The organism is Allosediminivita pacifica (genome assembly GCF_003054175.1).
In the GTDB taxonomy this organism is placed as follows: Bacteria; Pseudomonadota; Alphaproteobacteria; order Rhodobacterales; family Rhodobacteraceae; genus Allosediminivita; species Allosediminivita pacifica.
The window spans coordinates 65250-79911 of record NZ_QBKN01000017.1 but is presented as its reverse complement, the minus strand read 5'-3'; the positions used below and the strand labels follow the sequence as shown (position 1 = coordinate 79911).

At 66.4% G+C, this 14662-nt stretch carries 14 protein-coding genes; 8 read left to right on the top strand and 6 right to left on the bottom strand.

Annotation, left to right across the window (positions count from 1 at the left end; genetic code table 11):
- Nucleotides 1-135: 135 nt before the first annotated feature.
- Nucleotides 136-1149: a LacI family DNA-binding transcriptional regulator gene (locus C8N44_RS13965; RefSeq protein ID WP_107977390.1), complete on the top strand. Its 1014-nt coding sequence runs from the start codon at nucleotides 136-138 to the stop codon at nucleotides 1147-1149.
- Nucleotides 1150-1323: 174 nt separating this feature from the next.
- Nucleotides 1324-2145: a sulfite exporter TauE/SafE family protein gene (locus C8N44_RS13960; RefSeq protein WP_107977389.1), complete on the top strand. Its 822-nt coding sequence runs from the start codon at nucleotides 1324-1326 to the stop codon at nucleotides 2143-2145.
- A gap of 13 nt (nucleotides 2146-2158) precedes the next feature.
- On the opposite strand, the gene C8N44_RS13955 is transcribed toward C8N44_RS13960, so the two are convergent.
- Nucleotides 2159-2587 (bottom strand): hypothetical protein, encoded by a 429-nt coding sequence (locus C8N44_RS13955; protein WP_107977388.1) that lies wholly within the window; start codon nucleotides 2585-2587, stop codon nucleotides 2159-2161.
- Nucleotides 2588-2656: 69 nt separating this feature from the next.
- Nucleotides 2657-3544, bottom strand: coding sequence for a DMT family transporter (locus tag C8N44_RS13950; protein ID WP_107977387.1), 888 nt, complete (start codon nucleotides 3542-3544; stop codon nucleotides 2657-2659).
- 302 nt (nucleotides 3545-3846) lie between these two features.
- On the opposite strand from C8N44_RS13950, the gene glpD reads away from it, so the two are divergent.
- Nucleotides 3847-5436, top strand: coding sequence for a glycerol-3-phosphate dehydrogenase (gene glpD, locus C8N44_RS13945; protein WP_107977386.1), 1590 nt, complete (start codon nucleotides 3847-3849; stop codon nucleotides 5434-5436).
- Between the two features lie 2 nt (nucleotides 5437-5438).
- Here the strand turns inward: glpD and C8N44_RS13940 are convergent, their stop codons facing one another.
- Nucleotides 5439-6110 carry a D-lyxose/D-mannose family sugar isomerase gene (locus C8N44_RS13940; RefSeq protein WP_107977385.1) on the bottom strand — a complete coding sequence of 224 codons (672 nt, stop codon included), beginning with the start codon at nucleotides 6108-6110 and terminating at the stop codon, nucleotides 5439-5441.
- 112 nt (nucleotides 6111-6222) lie between these two features.
- On the opposite strand from C8N44_RS13940, the gene glpK reads away from it, so the two are divergent.
- From glpK to C8N44_RS13915, 5 genes are all read left to right on the top strand, one after another.
- Complete coding sequence (gene glpK, locus C8N44_RS13935) at nucleotides 6223-7713, top strand: glycerol kinase GlpK (RefSeq protein ID WP_107977384.1); 1491 nt, start codon at nucleotides 6223-6225, stop codon at nucleotides 7711-7713.
- 79 nt (nucleotides 7714-7792) lie between these two features.
- The gene (locus C8N44_RS13930) at nucleotides 7793-8653 is read left to right on the top strand and encodes a formate/nitrite transporter family protein (protein WP_158274055.1); all 861 of its coding nucleotides are present in this window, start codon (nucleotides 7793-7795) and stop codon (nucleotides 8651-8653) included.
- Between the two features lie 189 nt (nucleotides 8654-8842).
- On the top strand, nucleotides 8843-9865 hold the full coding sequence (locus C8N44_RS13925) for a PRC-barrel domain-containing protein (protein WP_107977382.1): 1023 nt from the start codon (nucleotides 8843-8845) through the stop codon (nucleotides 9863-9865).
- A 134-nt stretch (nucleotides 9866-9999) separates the two neighbouring features.
- Nucleotides 10000-10914, top strand: coding sequence for a diacylglycerol/lipid kinase family protein (locus C8N44_RS13920; protein WP_107977381.1), 915 nt, complete (start codon nucleotides 10000-10002; stop codon nucleotides 10912-10914).
- Nucleotides 10911-11744: a metallophosphoesterase family protein gene (locus C8N44_RS13915; protein WP_107977380.1), complete on the top strand. Its 834-nt coding sequence runs from the start codon at nucleotides 10911-10913 to the stop codon at nucleotides 11742-11744. The genes C8N44_RS13920 and C8N44_RS13915 overlap by 4 nt, the downstream gene beginning before the upstream one ends.
- Nucleotides 11745-11908: 164 nt before the next feature.
- On the opposite strand, the gene C8N44_RS13910 is transcribed toward C8N44_RS13915, so the two are convergent.
- The 3 genes from C8N44_RS13910 to C8N44_RS13900 all read right to left on the bottom strand — a co-directional run bounded on the left by C8N44_RS13910 (nucleotide 11909) and on the right by C8N44_RS13900 (nucleotide 14649).
- Entirely contained in the window at nucleotides 11909-12811 is a 903-nt protein-coding gene (locus C8N44_RS13910; protein ID WP_107977379.1) for an alpha/beta fold hydrolase, read from the bottom strand.
- 141 nt (nucleotides 12812-12952) lie between these two features.
- Nucleotides 12953-13543 (bottom strand): exopolysaccharide biosynthesis protein, encoded by a 591-nt coding sequence (locus C8N44_RS13905; protein WP_107977378.1) that lies wholly within the window; start codon nucleotides 13541-13543, stop codon nucleotides 12953-12955.
- 77 nt (nucleotides 13544-13620) lie between these two features.
- Nucleotides 13621-14649: a sodium:calcium antiporter gene (locus C8N44_RS13900; protein ID WP_107977377.1), complete on the bottom strand. Its 1029-nt coding sequence runs from the start codon at nucleotides 14647-14649 to the stop codon at nucleotides 13621-13623.
- Nucleotides 14650-14662: the final 13 nt, after the last annotated feature.

Sequence of the window (14662 nt, the reverse complement as noted above, 5' to 3'; positions counted from 1 at the left end):
TTGCCCGCGCGTGCAAGATATTTCTGCACGCGCGTGCATTACCCGTGCATTGCAGGCTTTTCAGCGATATGAGTCGGGTGCAGGGGGCGGAAATAAAGGTCCGCTCCGGCGCGAATCACAGGAGGATGGCGAGTCTTGAACGATGGTGCCCCGCGTCAGAACGTGACCGCTGATGACGTGGCCGCCGCGGCGGGCGTGTCGCGCTGGACGGTCAACCGCGCCTTCAAGAAGGAAGCCTCGATCTCGCCCAAGACACGCAGCAGGGTGATGGAGGCGGCGCAGTCGCTCGGCTATGTGCCCGACCTGCACGCCTCCGCGCTGGCCTCGACACGGTCGCACCTGGTGGCAGTGCTGATCGACGACTTTGCCAACCCGCACAAGCTGGTGATGCTGGAACGGCTTACGCGCGCATTGCGCCGCCGGGGCTGGGATACGCTGCTGGTGAACACGCTCGACCCCGATGACGCGGCGCCCGCGCTGATGAACGCCAGCCAGAGGCGCGTGGACGCGACGATCCTGATCGGGCTTCAGTTCGACGACGAGGTGCTGCGCGCCGCGCACAAGGCCCGGCACTTCAAGAAGCTCATCATCTTCGCGCGCGGGTCGGAAGACCCGAACACCATCTCGATCTGCGTCGATGACGAGGCGGCGACGCGGGAAATCGCCCGGTACGTTCTCGACCGCGGCTACAGTGCGCCCCTCTACCTCGCCGGGCCGCGCACGACCTCGGCCCACCTGATGCGGAAGGAGACCTTCGTGCGGGCCTGGATGGAGAGCCGTGGGTTCCAGCCTGAATCGGTCTCGGTCGAGGCCTACGATCCGCTGCTGAGCGCGGAGGTCGTCCACGAGACTCTGAAGGACCGCACCCCGGCCGAGCGGCCCGACATCATAGTGTGCGAGAACGATGCGCTTGCGCTGGGTGCGATCGACACGATCCGACATGGTCTCGGGCTGAAGGTGCCCGACGATATCGCCGTGATCGGGTTCGACGACGTGCCGCAGGCGGCAAGCCCCAACTACAGGCTGACCACATATCGGCAGCCGATCATGGAGATGGCCAACTACCTGGTCGATATTCTTGAACATGCCGATACCTCGAACCTCGACCGGACCTTCCTGGGGCGGCTGGAGGTGCGCGAAAGCGCCTGAGGGACCGCGGCCAGCTCTGCCGCCCCGGCCCCTGCGTAGGGATCTCCTTGCCTAGGTGCGCGTGCGGCGGTACCCGCGTGCCGAGCCACGGTGGGCCCTTCCCGCCAGGTCCGGCCACAAGGCGCCACCGCCCGCCACCCGGATCGCAGCAGCCAGGTGGAACAGGAGCCCCGGATGAGCGCAGCCCTCGCAATCCAGTTCGTCATCATCCTTCTGGTCGCTGGATCGGCAGCGGGAATTCTTGCGGGCCTGCTCGGCGTCGGCGGGGGCATCGTCCTCGTGCCCGCGTTCCTCGTGGTGCTGGAGCTCTGGGGCTACTCGGGGACCGGAGCGATGCAGATGGCGGTGGCCACCTCGCTTGCCACGATCATCGTGACCTCGAGCCGGTCGGTGCGGGCGCACTGGACGCGGGGCGCGGTGGACATGGCGCTGCTCAAGCGCCTGGCCCCGGCGGTCGCGGTGGGTGCGCTGGTGGGCATGGGGCTGGCGCAGATCGTGGAATCCGTGCACCTGCAGGCGATCTTCGGCGTCATCGGCAGCTGCGTGGGGCTCTACATGATGCTGGCGCCCTCGGTGGCCCGTCCGGGCGCCACGCTGCCCCGTCCGCCGATCACGACCGCCTGCGCGACGCTCTTCGGGATGCTCTCGGCGCTGATCGGCATTGGCGGCGGATCGTTCTTCGTGCCCTTCCTGACCTATTTCGGTCGTGGCCCGCACCAGGCGGTGGCTACATCGGCGGGCATGGGCGTGGTGATCGCGGTGCCCGCGGTCATCGGATTCCTGCTGGTGCCGACCGCCGCCGATGCGCCGCCGCTGACCGTGGGGCAGGTGAACCTGGCCGCCGCGGGCGTCGTGGTCTGTGCCACGGTGCTCTGCGCGCCGCTCGGGGCGCGGCTGGCGCACTGGCTGAACCCGGCGCTGCTCAAGCGGGTCTTCGGCGGTTTCCTGATCCTGACCGCGGGCCGGATGCTGATCGGGGCGATCGGCGCGCTCTAAGGCGCGCGATCCGCTAATACTCGCCGGGGGTCGGTTCGATGTATCCGTCGATGAGCCCCATCGCGATGGCCCGGGCCTCGAGGTCGCAATAGGTCGACCAGAGTGCGTCGAAGGCGTCGGCCTGCCCCCGCTTCCAGTCGTCCGACGGCGGATTCCGAAGCTCGGACATGCGGACGACGCGGCGCCTTTCTGAGTCCGGCGGCAGCGGGTTGCCGTTTTGGTGAAGCTTCAGGAGCCTCGTTTTCAACTGCGTCAGGTGCTCCAGGAACATTTCTTCGTCCGTCCGGGGCGGATCGGGAATGTAGCCCATATCACCGCAACGGGCGCAGTGGTGTCGCCACCCGCTGTTGCGCCGAACCTGCATCAGAACGTGCAGGAACTGCACCGCGCCACCACATTCCGGGCAGCGCTTGGCATTTTCATGTGCGCGGTCGTAGGGCATCCGAGCATGTCCCTCGTATGCGATGGGCGGGGTCTCTTGCCCATGGTACTGCGCTGCCCGCGTCGGGGTCTAGGCGCTCCGCGCGATGCGCTGTTCGCGCCAGACGATGAAGAGACCCGAGCCGATGATGATCGAGGCGCCGAGGTAGGTCACCGAATCCGGCACTTCGTTCCAGAGCAGCCAGCCCAGGATCGTGGCCCAGAGCAGCGCGGTGTAGTCGAAGGGTGCCACCACGGCGGCCGGGGCAAAGCGGAAGGCCTGGGTCATCAGCGCCATGCCGCAGGTCCCGAACAGCGCGATGGCAAAGAAGAGCCAGAGGTGGGTCATCTGGAGCGGCACCCAGACAAGCGGCGCGAGAAGGGCGCTCAGCAGGGCCCCGGCGGCCACGAGGTAGAGCATCATGGTCCAGACGCTTTCGCGCGGATCGACCCAACGTGCGCTGATCATCAGCAATGCGTAGATCATGGCGGTGGCCACAGGGTAGAGCGAGGCCGCCTGGAAGGTCGCGCCGCCCGGGCGGACCACGATGATGACGCCCGCGAAGCCCACGAGCACGGCGGTCCAGCGCCGCCAGCCCACGTCCTCCTTCAGCAGCAGGGCCGACAGCCCCGTGATGAAGACCGGCGCGGCGAAGACCAGCGTGGTGGCCTCGGCCAGCCCGAGAAACCGCAGGCCCGTGAAGAAGCAGATCGCCGCCGCGATCCACAGCACCCCGCGCACGAGGTGCGCCGCCGGGCGGTAGGATCGCAGCGCGCGGCGCCCGCCCATGGCCAGCGCGATGCCCGCGGCAAAGGGCAGGGCGATGGCGTTGCGCATCAGCAGGATCTGGATCGGGTGATAGGTGTCGGTGAGTGTCTTGGCGATGGCGTCGTTCACGCTCAGGCAGGCGACCCCGATGCACATCATCGCGATCCCCGTGACCGTCTCGGCCGATGCGCTGCGCTGCACCGTCTCCATGATCCGTCCGTCCTCTGTCTGGCATTCCGACACTGCCGCAAATTTCGGCGTTTCGTGTCCCCCTGACCCGGATGGCCGAAACGAGGCGCCGTGGCAAGCCCGGGGCCGGGAGAGCGCCAAAGGGCGTGCGCGGTTTCGCGCGGCCGCGCCGCGGATTGGGAGCCATTTTGCGAAATATCGGTTTTTGATTTTCGCTTTGGGCCAATTCGCGCAAAAACGAACCAAAGCGAAAATTGGTGCTTTGAAATGCGCCGGAAACGCGTTACCTCCGCACCCAAGGGAAAGCGTATGGGAGCGCGGCCATGGACGAGGACATCCACGATCTCTTCATCATCGGCGGGGGCATCAATGGTTGCGGCATCGCCCGCGACGCCGCCGGGCGGGGCCTCTCGGTTGCGCTGGCCGAGATGAACGACCTGGCCTGGGCGACCTCCTCTGCCTCGACCAAGCTGTTCCACGGCGGGCTGCGGTATCTGGAGTATTTCGAGGTGCGGCTGGTGCGCGGGGCGCTGATCGAGCGCGAGACGCTGCTGCGCGCCATGCCCCACATCTCGTGGCCCAAGCGTTTCGTGCTGCCTTATCATCCGTCGATGCGCTTCGAGAACGAGACGCCGACGTCGAAGCTGCTCAACACATTCATGCCCTGGATGAAGGGCCGGCGTCCGGCCTGGCTGATCCGCATGGGCCTGTTCATGTACGACAACCTCGGCGGGCGAAAGATCCTGCCGGCGACCTCGACGCTGGACCTGACCACGGCCCCCGAGGGTGCGCCGCTTAAGGACAAGTTCGAGAAGGCCTACGAGTACAGCGACTGTTGGGTCGAGGATTCGCGGCTGGTGGTGCTGAACGCCCGCGACGCGGCGCAGCGCGGTGCCAAGATCATGACCCGCACCAAGGTCACCGAGGCGCGGCGCGAAAGCGGCGTCTGGGAGATTACGCTGCAGGATCGCGGCTCGGACGAAACCCGCACGGTGCGCGCAAAGATGCTGGTGAACGCGGGCGGCCCCTGGGTGGGCGACATCATCAGCGGCACGGTACATTCCAACTCGACCGACGGCGTGCGGCTGGTCCGCGGCAGCCACATCGTGACCCGCAAGCTCTTCGATCACGACAAGTGCTACTTCTTCCAGGGCACCGACGGGCGGATCATGTTCGCGATTCCCTACGAGGAGGATTTCACCCTCATCGGCACCACCGACGCCGAGCACGAGGACCCCGATCAAAAGCCCGTCTGCACGCCGGAAGAACGGCGCTACATGCTGGATTTCGTCAACGAATACTTCAAGCAGGACGTGACCGAGGACGACGTGGTCTGGTCCTACTCGGGCGTGCGGCCGCTCTACGATGACGGGGCCAGCTCGGCCACCGCGGCCACCCGCGACTACACGCTGAAGGTCGACGACGCGGGCGGCGCGCCGCTGCTGAACGTCTTTGGCGGCAAGATCACCACCTACCGCCGGCTGGCCGAAAGCGCGCTGGAAAAGATCTGCGCGCAACTCGGGGTCGACAAGGGCGAGTGGACCGCCGGCGTGCCCCTGCCCGGTGGCGACTTCCCGGTCGAGGACGTGGCCAAGCTGATGAAGACGCTGAAGTCCGACTATCCTTTCCTGTCGGACTACGCCTCGCGCCGCCTGATCCGGGCCTACGGCAAGGAAGCGTGGGACGTGCTGGGCGACGCCAAGACCGTCGAGGATCTGGGCCGGGATTTCGGCGGCACGCTGACGGCGCGCGAGGTGGCGTGGCTTCAGGACCGCGAATGGGCGCGCCGGGCCGAGGACATCGTCTGGCGGCGCAGCAAGCTGGGGCTGCGCATGTCCGAGGGCGAGATCACCGCGCTCGATTCCTGGATGGCCGAGGGGCAGGGCGGCTCCACCCGCTCGGCCGCCGAGTAGGTTCAGTCGGCGTAGTCGGACACCAGCAGATGCACAGGGTCCACGTCTTCCTCGATCTGCGAGAACCGCCCGATGGGCTCGCGAAAGACGTTGTCGGTGCGGTCGTCGTTGACGGTCGAAACCTCGCCGATGAGGCAATCCGCGCCCTCGGCCCAGAAGGCGTGCCAGACGCCGGGCATCAACGTGACGCTTTCACCGGGCTTGAGGTGCAGCAAGCCGCCGGCGCTGACGGTGCGCATGACGCCGTCGCAGGGCACGGTCACGTCGGCCTCGGGGTCGATGTTGCCCTCGGCATCGGGGGCGAACAGCTCGATCACCAGGTCGCCGCCGCCGCGGTTGATGATGTCCTCGGCCTTCACGTTGTGCCGGTGCATGGGCGAGAGCTGGTCCCGGCGCGAGATCATGATCTTCTCGGCATAGAGCATCCCGCCGCCCGTCTTCAGATCGTCGAGCGTGCCGTTGCGCGTGGTGAAAAGGAACAGCCCCATCTCGTCGAAGCGTCCCTCGCCGTAGTCGGTGATGTCCCAGCCAAGGCCACGCGCACGGATCAGCGCGGCCTCGGGGGCGGCGATCTTCTCCGGCTCCCAGTAGGCGAAGGGCGGCAGGATATGGCCGAAGCCACGGATGAAGGCGTCGCCTTCGGCGATGATGTCGTTGATCTCGGAGCGTTTCATGCGGGTCCCGGAATTTGCGCTTCGCGCGCAGCCTATCCGGCCCCGCGCGGAGTTTGAAGCCGGCACGGCTGCGTGCCACGATGGTAAAGAGAGTGAGAAAGGGAGGACAGGCATGGGCTACATCCTGGCAATCGATCAGGGGACGACGTCGAGCCGCGCGATCCTCTTTGACGGCGACATGAAGATCGCCGCCACCGCGCAGGAGGAATTCGACCAGCACTACCCCGCCAGCGGCTGGGTGGAGCACGACGCCTCGGACCTGTGGTCCACCACGGCGGCGACCTGCCGCGCGGTGATGGAAAAGGCCGGGCTGCGCGCCGCCGACATCAAGGGCATCGGCATCACCAACCAGCGCGAGACCACGGTGATCTGGGACCGCAAGACCGGCAAGCCGATCCACCGCGCCATCGTCTGGCAGGACCGCCGCACCGCGGCCACCTGCCAGAAGCTGCGCGAGGCCGGGCACGAGGATACGGCACGGGAAAAGACCGGGCTGCTGCTCGATCCCTATTTCTCGGGCACCAAGATCGGCTGGATCCTGGACGAGGTGGACGGTGCCCGCGAACGGGCCGAGGCGGGCGAACTGGCCTTTGGCACCGTCGACAGCTGGCTGATCTGGAACCTCACCGGCGGCAAGGTCCACGTGACCGATGCCTCGAACGCCTCGCGCACGCTGATGTACGACATCCGCAAGGGCCGCTGGTCCACCACGATGTGCGAGATGCTGGGCGTGCCCATGGAGATGCTGCCCGAGGTCGAGGACTGCGCCGCCGACTTCGGCATGGCGCGGTCGGACCTGTTCGGCGCGGAAATCCCGATCCTCGGCATCGCGGGCGACCAGCAGGCCGCGACCATCGGGCAGGCCTGCTTCAAGCCGGGCATGTTCAAGTCCACCTACGGCACGGGCTGCTTTGCGCTCCTGAACACGGGCGACGAACCCGTGACCTCGGAAAACCGGCTGCTGACCACGATCGCCTACCAGCTCGACGGCAAGCCGACTTACGCGCTCGAAGGGTCGATCTTCATCGCCGGGGCCGTGGTGCAATGGCTGCGCGACGGGCTCAAGCTGATCCGCCGGGCCGAGGAAACCCAGCCGCTGGCCGAACGCGCCGACGATGGCCAGAACGTGATCCTCGTGCCCGCCTTCACCGGTCTCGGCGCGCCCTACTGGAACGCCGAATGCCGCGGCGGGATCTTCGGGCTGACCCGCAACAGCGGGCCGGAGGAGTTTGCCAAGGCGGCGCTGGAATCGGTGGGCTTCCAGACGCGCGACCTGCTCGAGGCGATGAAGGCCGACTGGTCCTCGCCTGACATCGAAAGCCCCGCGCTTCGCGTGGACGGTGGGATGAGCGCCTCGGACTGGGCGATGCAGTTCCTGGCCGACATCATCGGGGCGCCGGTGGACCGTCCCGACATCCTCGAGACCACGGCGCTGGGCGCGGCCTGGCTGGCGGGCTACCGCGCCGGACTCTACCCGGACATGGAAGGGTTTGCCGAGGGCTGGGAGCTGGAGCGCAAGTTCGAGCCCGCGATGGCCGAAGATGCCCGTGAGGAGAAGTACGGGGCCTGGAAACGGGCGGTCGCCGCGGTTCAGCAGGTGTGATCACATAAGCGGGGTGGGGAACCCCCCGCCCCGCCGGTGCATTGCTTACCGTTCGGAACCCAAGGCGGAAGGAGCCCTCATGGCGCGCCAAGAAGAAAGCAGCAGCTCAAGCGAAGCCATCGACGAGGGAGAATCCCGCGCCATCGAGGAACGCGCCCCGATCGGGGCGCCGGCGATCTTCGAGGCCATCCGCCGACAGGGCGAGGCCGAGCTCAACCGCCCCATGTCCTCGCTCGCGGCCTCGGGCTTCATTGCCGGTATCGCGCTGGGCTTTTCGGCGCTGACCAAGGCGCTGCTGCACAGCCACCTGCCCGACACCGACTGGCGACCGCTGGTCAGCTCCCTCGGTTATACCGTGGGCTTCCTGATCGTGATCCTGGGTCAGCTTCAACTTTTCACAGAGAACACCATCACCGCCGTCTGCCCCGCGCTTGACAAGCCGGGGCGAGAATCCCTGCGGTGCCTCGCGCGGCTCTGGTCGCTGGTGCTCGTGTTCAACCTGATCGGTGCGGGGGTCTTCGGATACGTGCTCTACCTCGTTGCGGACGTGCAGCCCGGTGTCTGGGATGCGCTGGTCTACATGGCGGGCGAGGCTCTGGGTCATTCCTGGCTTGAGGTGCTGCTGCGTGGGGTGGGGGCCGGCTGGCTCGTCGCGTCGCTGGTCTGGGTCATGTCGAACGCCGACAGCAAGACCATCGTGATCGTCATCTTCACCTACCTGATCGCGCTGGCGGGTTTCGCCCATGTGATCGCGGGTACGGCCGAGGCCGCGGCCATGATCTTTGCCGGAGAGGTTGGCCTTGTCGAAGCGGTCTGGGGTTACATCTTTCCGGCGCTTCTCGGTAATATCATCGGCGGCACCGTGCTGTTCACAGGGCTGACATGGGCGCAACTGCGGGCCGAGGTCGCGCGGGATCGCGCCCCGCTCTGGAACGGCTGACGATTTTTCTGAAAGGGCGTGCGCGCGCCTGCGAACGTCGGATGCGCGCACGTGGTTCCGGAACTTTCAGAGGAATATTTTGCACGTCCTGCGCAACATTTCGGCGCCGAGTTCTGTTTTCCGATCACACAGCCAAGGCGGACAGTACCCGAAAAAAGGGCGCCGCCATTTCGGGAAGGAGGATTCCACATGAAACGGCTTCTTACGACGACCGCGATTGTTGCAATGACCGCGATGCCGCTGGCGGCACAGGAAGATTCGGGCAGCGATCAGTCCGAGGTGCAGCTCGGTGCAGAACAGATGCGCATGTCCTCGCTGATGGATATGAGCGTATACATGACCGAGAGCGGCGAAGCGCCGAACTGGGACGAAGTCGAGGGCGAAAGCGTTCCCGACAGCTGGATCGAGGTCGGCACGATCACCGACGTCTTCCTGAACCAGGACGGCACCATCGCGCAGGTCATTCTCGAGCCGAGCGGTGAAGTCCAGAGCGACGCGCAGCAGGTCGCGATCGACATGGGCTCGCTCGACTTCCACACCAGCGGTGAAGGCGAAGAAGCCATGACCATGGTGGCCTACACCGGCGACCAGCTGAGCCCCGCCGACTCTGAAGAGGGCGGTGAGGACATGGCGTCCTCCGAAGGTTCCGGCGACATGAGCGCCACCGAAGGCGAGGGCGAAGACATGGCCGCCGCCGAAGGTAACGGCGAGATGGTCACCACGGGCACCGGCGAAGGCGAAGAAATGGCCTCCGACAGCTCGGGCGAGATGTCCGCGACCGAAGGCGAAGACGGCGAGATGGCGTCGGCCGAAGGTGAAGGCAACATGAGTGCCACCGAAGGCGAGGAAATGGCCTCGGGCGAAGGTTCGGGCGACATGGCCGCCACCGAAGGTGAAGGCGAAGAGATGGCCTCCAGCGAGATGAGCCAGGAAGCCCGCGATGCCCTGACGGCCGAGGACCTCGAAGGTCAGCCGGTCTTCGGCACCGACGGTGACCGTATTGGCGAGATCGGCGAGCTTGTCCTGAACGACGAAGGCAAGATCGACCAGGTGATCTTCGACGTGGGTGGTTTCCTCGGCCTTGGCGAAAAGCCGGTCGCCGTCGCCTATGACGACGTGAAGATCATGGAAGATCCCGAGAACAGCGATCTTCGTGTCGAAACCGACTACACCGAAGATGAGCTCAAGAACATGGAACGCTGGGAAGACTAATTTCCCTTGTTTCCATCGGCTTGCACCAGCCGGATCTTGGGGCCGTCGAAAGGCGGCCCCTTTTTCTGTTCGCCGGGAACGCCCTGATTTACGGGGCGTTTTCTCCCGGGTCCTCTCCTGAAAGGCAGTAGTCCATGTCCATTGATCCCATCTGCGTGATCGTGAATCCCGGTTCTGGCGACAATGTCGGGGGCGAAGAGCGTTCCGCGCAGATCGCGCGCGCCATGGGCGAGGCGGGTCTGCAGGCGCGGGTCCGGCTGGTGACGGGTGGGCTGAAGCTGCCCGACGCCGCACGAGAAGCTGCTTCTGCCGGGCACGAGATCGTTGTCGCCGCGGGCGGCGACGGGACGGTGGCCGCGGTGGCGGATGCGCTGATGAAGGTCGAGGACCGTCCGCAGTTCGGCGTGCTGCCTCTGGGAACGTTCAACTACTTTGCCCGCGCCCATAACATCCCCGAGGAAATCGGCCCTGCCGTGTCGGTGATTGCGGGCGGACACCTGCGCGACGTGCACACGGGCGTGGTCAACGACCGGCTATTCCTCAACAACACGAGCATCGGGCTCTATCCCTCGATCCTCGAGAGCCGCGAGGATGTCTATTCGCGCTGGGGCCGGTCGCGCATCGCCGCCTACTGGTCGGTCGCGCTGGCCCTCTGCGGCATGCACAAGCCTATGCACCTGACGATCACGGTGGATGGCGACACGCAGGAGATCCGCACGCCGCTGCTGTTCATCGCCAACTCGGCCTACCAGCTCGAGAGCTACAACCTCGAAGGGGCGGACGCGATCCGCGAGGGCAAGTTTGCCATCTTTGCCAGCAAGGGCACCCGCCGGCGCGAGCTGGCCGCGGCCGCCTGGGCGCTGGCACGCGGCAAGGCGCGCAACGGGCAGGAGTTCTCTCTGGGGACGGGGCGCGATATCCGCATCGAGATGAAGCGCCGCAAGGTGCAGGTGGCCTATGACGGCGAACGCAGCTACTTCCGGCCCCCGCTCACGGTAAAGCCGACCGAAAGTCCGCTCAGGATGCTGGTGCCGAAGGACGCGGCATGAGCCGCATCGTCCATATCTCCGACCTGCATTTCGGGCGCGAGGCGCCAGAGCTTCTCGAACCTCTCCGCAAGGCGATCGACATCGCGAAGCCGGACGTGGTGGCCGTGACCGGGGACTTTACCCAGCGGGCGCGGCCCGGGCAGTTCCGTGCGGCGCGGGCCTTTCTCGACAACCTTTCCGCGCCCTGGGTGGGTGTGCCGGGCAACCACGACATCCCGCTCGATATCTTCTGGCTGCGGCTGCTGCGGCCCTTCGGACGCTATCGCAAGTACATCTCCGAGGATCTTGCGCCGCTGTGGGAAAACGCCGACCTGACGATGCAGGGACTCAACACCGCAGACCCTTGGTCCTGGCAACGGGGGCGGGTGCGCCGCGGACAGATCCGATTGGCCTGCGAGGCCTTCAGCGCGCCGGACCGCATCCACGTGGTGCTGGCCCATCATCCGTTCGAGCACCAGCCCGATACCGAGAAGACGCTGATGAAACGCGCCCCCCGCGCGCTTGACCGGCTGGCGAAGTGCAACGCGCAGCTGATCCTGTCGGGGCACCTGCACCGCTGGCGCGCCGAGCCCTTCCTGAGCTCGCAGCACGGCGCGCACATGCTTCAGGTCCACGTGGGCACGGGGTTGTCCACGCGCAGCCGCGGTCAGGGCAACGATTTCGCCGTGATCGACCTGGCCGCGCCGGGCGAGGCCGAGGTGACGCGGATGGTGGCCCATGAGGAGCGTTTTGCCGCTGAACCCACACGCCGCTTCGTACGGAATGACGAGGGTTGGCGCGAGGAGGCTGGACCGGCCCTGACCGGAACGGTGCGGACCGCGCCGCGTTAAGCTCCGAGAGCGTGCGAACCACAGCCGATCGGAGCAATTCAATGTCTGAGAAGGATGACTTCCCGCGTGACCCTGAAACCGGCGAGACACGCGCCGGACCCGGAGATGCCGGGGCATCGGACCGCCCGCGCCTCCTGCCGAAACTTGCCAATGAAAGCGCGCGCTCAGCCCTTGCCGTCCAGATCCTTGCGGTTCTCGTCGGCATCGGCGTGATCGTGGCCGTCATTCGGGCCCTTGCGGGCTGAGGCGGGGCTGTAGAGCCAGCCCAGGAAGCTGCGGTCGAAATTGCGCGGCGCCTCGATGAAGGGCAGGTGGCCGGTGTCCATCAACGTGGCCTGCGCGTTGGGCAGACGGCCCAGCAGGTCTAGCTGGTGATCGGCCGGCAGAACCGGGTCACGCGCGCCGACCACCGCCGTGACGGGCAGATTTAGTTCTCCGAAGCGATCCACGATTTGCTGCGCGCCGAGCCATTGCACGATCCGCGCAAGGCTGAGTGGCGGGCAGGCAAGGAGCCCCTCGCGCATGGATTCGGGGACGGGCCTCGGATTCGTGGGATTGGCCTGCACCGTGCCGCAGTAGCGCTGGAACATGTCAGGCCGCGACAGCGAGGCCCGGTGCACCAGCCGCGCCGAGATCGAGCCGATGATGGGCAGCCCGAGCATGCGCGCGAGGGTGCGCGATTTCACGATGCTCTCGCCATGAAAAAGGGCCGATACCAGGAAGATGTCCGAGACAAGCTCCGGGTAGGCCAGCGCGAGACGCAGGGCGACGAGGCCACCGGTGCTGTGCCCCACCAGGCGCACCCGGCGCCCGCCGAACCGCTGGCGCAGGTGGCGGGCATAGACTTCGAGAAAGCGGTCGTCCTTCAGCAGCCAGTCGGTGCGGGTGAGGCTGTGCGTGGCAGTATGGCCGGGCAGCGGGAGGTTGGCGGTTTCGGGCATGAGCGCGCCCTGTCGGTCGAGCAGGCCCTCCCAGACATCGGGTGTCTCGAAGAGGCCATGCAGGAACACGACCGGATCGCCGGTGGTACGGACGGCAGTGTCGGCTTGGTCGGCGTCGGGCAGCATGGCGGGCTCCTTCGGGGCGGGCGGATGCAGACCCAACCGTGGCTGTCTTGCGCAGTTCCCGAAAGGCCGGGTCCCGGTCTCTGCAAATCTGTGACAGGCATCTGCCCGCACGCGCGGCGCGGGGCCGGAATCTGCCGGAAATCAGATCAGCCAGAAGACCGTCACGGGGACCATGGCGGCCAGCGACATGATCAGCAGACCCAGCAGCACGAAAAGTCCGTCGTCGGCCAGCATGGCCGTGCAGAAGCACAGCACCGCGGCGCCGAGGATCGAGGAGGAAAAGGGCACGAACTCGAGCAGGGGCATGCAGAGGCCGCAGAACAGGCAGAGCGTGGCAAGCCAGGGCCGGAAGGCGCGGGACACCAGCACCTTGAAGCGGTCGCGAGCGTGATCGTCGAGCCAGTTTGCCACCTTGCGCAGCTTCTGCGCCGCGTTGCGGGCTTTCTCGCCCTCAACCTTCTGGCGCATCAGGAAGTTCGGCAGCCAGAGATGTTCGCGCTGGGTCAGGAGCTGCCCCGAGATAACGGCGATGGTCAGTCCGCAGAAGGTCGAGAAGAACGGGATGCCCGAGAGCGGCGAGACCACCAGCAATGCCGGCAGCATCATCATGGGCAGGAAGGAGGAACGCCCGAAGGCGGTCACCATGTCCTGCATCCGCACGCAATCGCGATCGGACACGTCGTGCAGGCGGTCGACAATGCTGCGCACGGGGCGCGTGTCTCTGGTGGGCATCTGGCGGCGTTTTCCTCTGCGAACGGTTCAAAACACCCGGCGAGAACCTGAGGTTCCCGGCGGCGCGGTACAAGGGATCAGAATGCGACCTGAAGGCCGATTGCAGTGCCGTAGGTCAGCAGGATGAGCAGACTCTCGATCCCGATGCTTCCGGGGCCCTGTTCCTGCCGGTAGAGCATGCCGAGTGTCACGATCGACGTCATTACGAGGCCCGTGGCAAGCCAGAAGATGTCGTTGGTGCCCACCGCGTGATAGATCGACCCGTCGCGGTAGCCCACGTCCGACAGCGTCAGGAAAAGCACATCGAAGGTGTTGCCGCCGATGATGCCGCCCATGGCAAGTTGCAGCGAGCCCTGCCGCACGGCGGCGAGCGTCGTGACGAGTTCGGGCAGCGAGGTGATGACGGCGGTCATCAGGGCGCCCACGACCGATGCCTCGAGCGAGAAGCGGTCGATCATGACGGAGGCCACGTTGGACAGGCCCCAGCCCGAGATGCCCATGAGCGCCATCAGCCCGAGGAACACGGCCAGCAGCATCCAGGTCGACCGGTGGTCGTGGTCTTCCTCCTCGGGTTCGTCGGGGGCCGTCTCGCGGGTCTTGACCGGCTTCCACATGGGTTTGATCCGGATCTCGCGAGAGCCGCTGACGCCTGCGATGTAGACGACGATCAGCACCAGCGAAATCGGGTGCACGCCGAGGATCGCGATATCGGGGCCCGTCATGGCCATGAGCGGCAGGGACAGCAGCAGGATCAGCAGACCGCCCTGAAAGACGTTGGCAAGGTCGGCGGCGGCGTGTTCCAGGTTGGCGCGGCGGTAGAGGATGTCGGCCAGCGCAAGAAAGGCCGTCTGCGCCGCGATGCCGCCGATCCCGTTGGAGAAGGCCAGCGACGCGCGCCCGTCTAGCGCCGCGGTCAGCGACACGATCACCCCCGAAAAGGACGTGGCCGCGCCCAAGAGGACCCCGCCGATGATCGCCTCGCCCAGCCCGGTGCGGTCGGCAAGCTTGTCGGCGAGATAGGTCATCCGCAGCCCGCAGGTGAGGATCACGAGCGTTGCCGCGGCAAAGATCCCGAAAATCGGGAGCAGCGATAGGTCCTGGAACATTTGGCCTCCTGGT

Coding starts and splice junctions, on each gene's coding strand:
- C8N44_RS13960 (WP_107977389.1), top strand. CDS start 1,324: ATGAGCGCAGCCCTCGCAATCCAGTTCGTCATCATCCTTCTGGTCGCT.
- C8N44_RS13955 (WP_107977388.1), bottom strand. CDS start 2,587: ATGCCCTACGACCGCGCACATGAAAATGCCAAGCGCTGCCCGGAATGT.
- C8N44_RS13950 (WP_107977387.1), bottom strand. CDS start 3,544: ATGGAGACGGTGCAGCGCAGCGCATCGGCCGAGACGGTCACGGGGATC.
- glpD (WP_107977386.1), top strand. CDS start 3,847: ATGGACGAGGACATCCACGATCTCTTCATCATCGGCGGGGGCATCAAT.
- C8N44_RS13940 (WP_107977385.1), bottom strand. CDS start 6,110: ATGAAACGCTCCGAGATCAACGACATCATCGCCGAAGGCGACGCCTTC.
- glpK (WP_107977384.1), top strand. CDS start 6,223: ATGGGCTACATCCTGGCAATCGATCAGGGGACGACGTCGAGCCGCGCG.
- C8N44_RS13930 (WP_158274055.1), top strand. CDS start 7,793: ATGGCGCGCCAAGAAGAAAGCAGCAGCTCAAGCGAAGCCATCGACGAG.
- C8N44_RS13925 (WP_107977382.1), top strand. CDS start 8,843: ATGAAACGGCTTCTTACGACGACCGCGATTGTTGCAATGACCGCGATG.
- C8N44_RS13920 (WP_107977381.1), top strand. CDS start 10,000: ATGTCCATTGATCCCATCTGCGTGATCGTGAATCCCGGTTCTGGCGAC.
- C8N44_RS13915 (WP_107977380.1), top strand. CDS start 10,911: ATGAGCCGCATCGTCCATATCTCCGACCTGCATTTCGGGCGCGAGGCG.
- C8N44_RS13910 (WP_107977379.1), bottom strand. CDS start 12,811: ATGCTGCCCGACGCCGACCAAGCCGACACTGCCGTCCGTACCACCGGC.
- C8N44_RS13905 (WP_107977378.1), bottom strand. CDS start 13,543: ATGCCCACCAGAGACACGCGCCCCGTGCGCAGCATTGTCGACCGCCTG.
- C8N44_RS13900 (WP_107977377.1), bottom strand. CDS start 14,649: ATGTTCCAGGACCTATCGCTGCTCCCGATTTTCGGGATCTTTGCCGCG.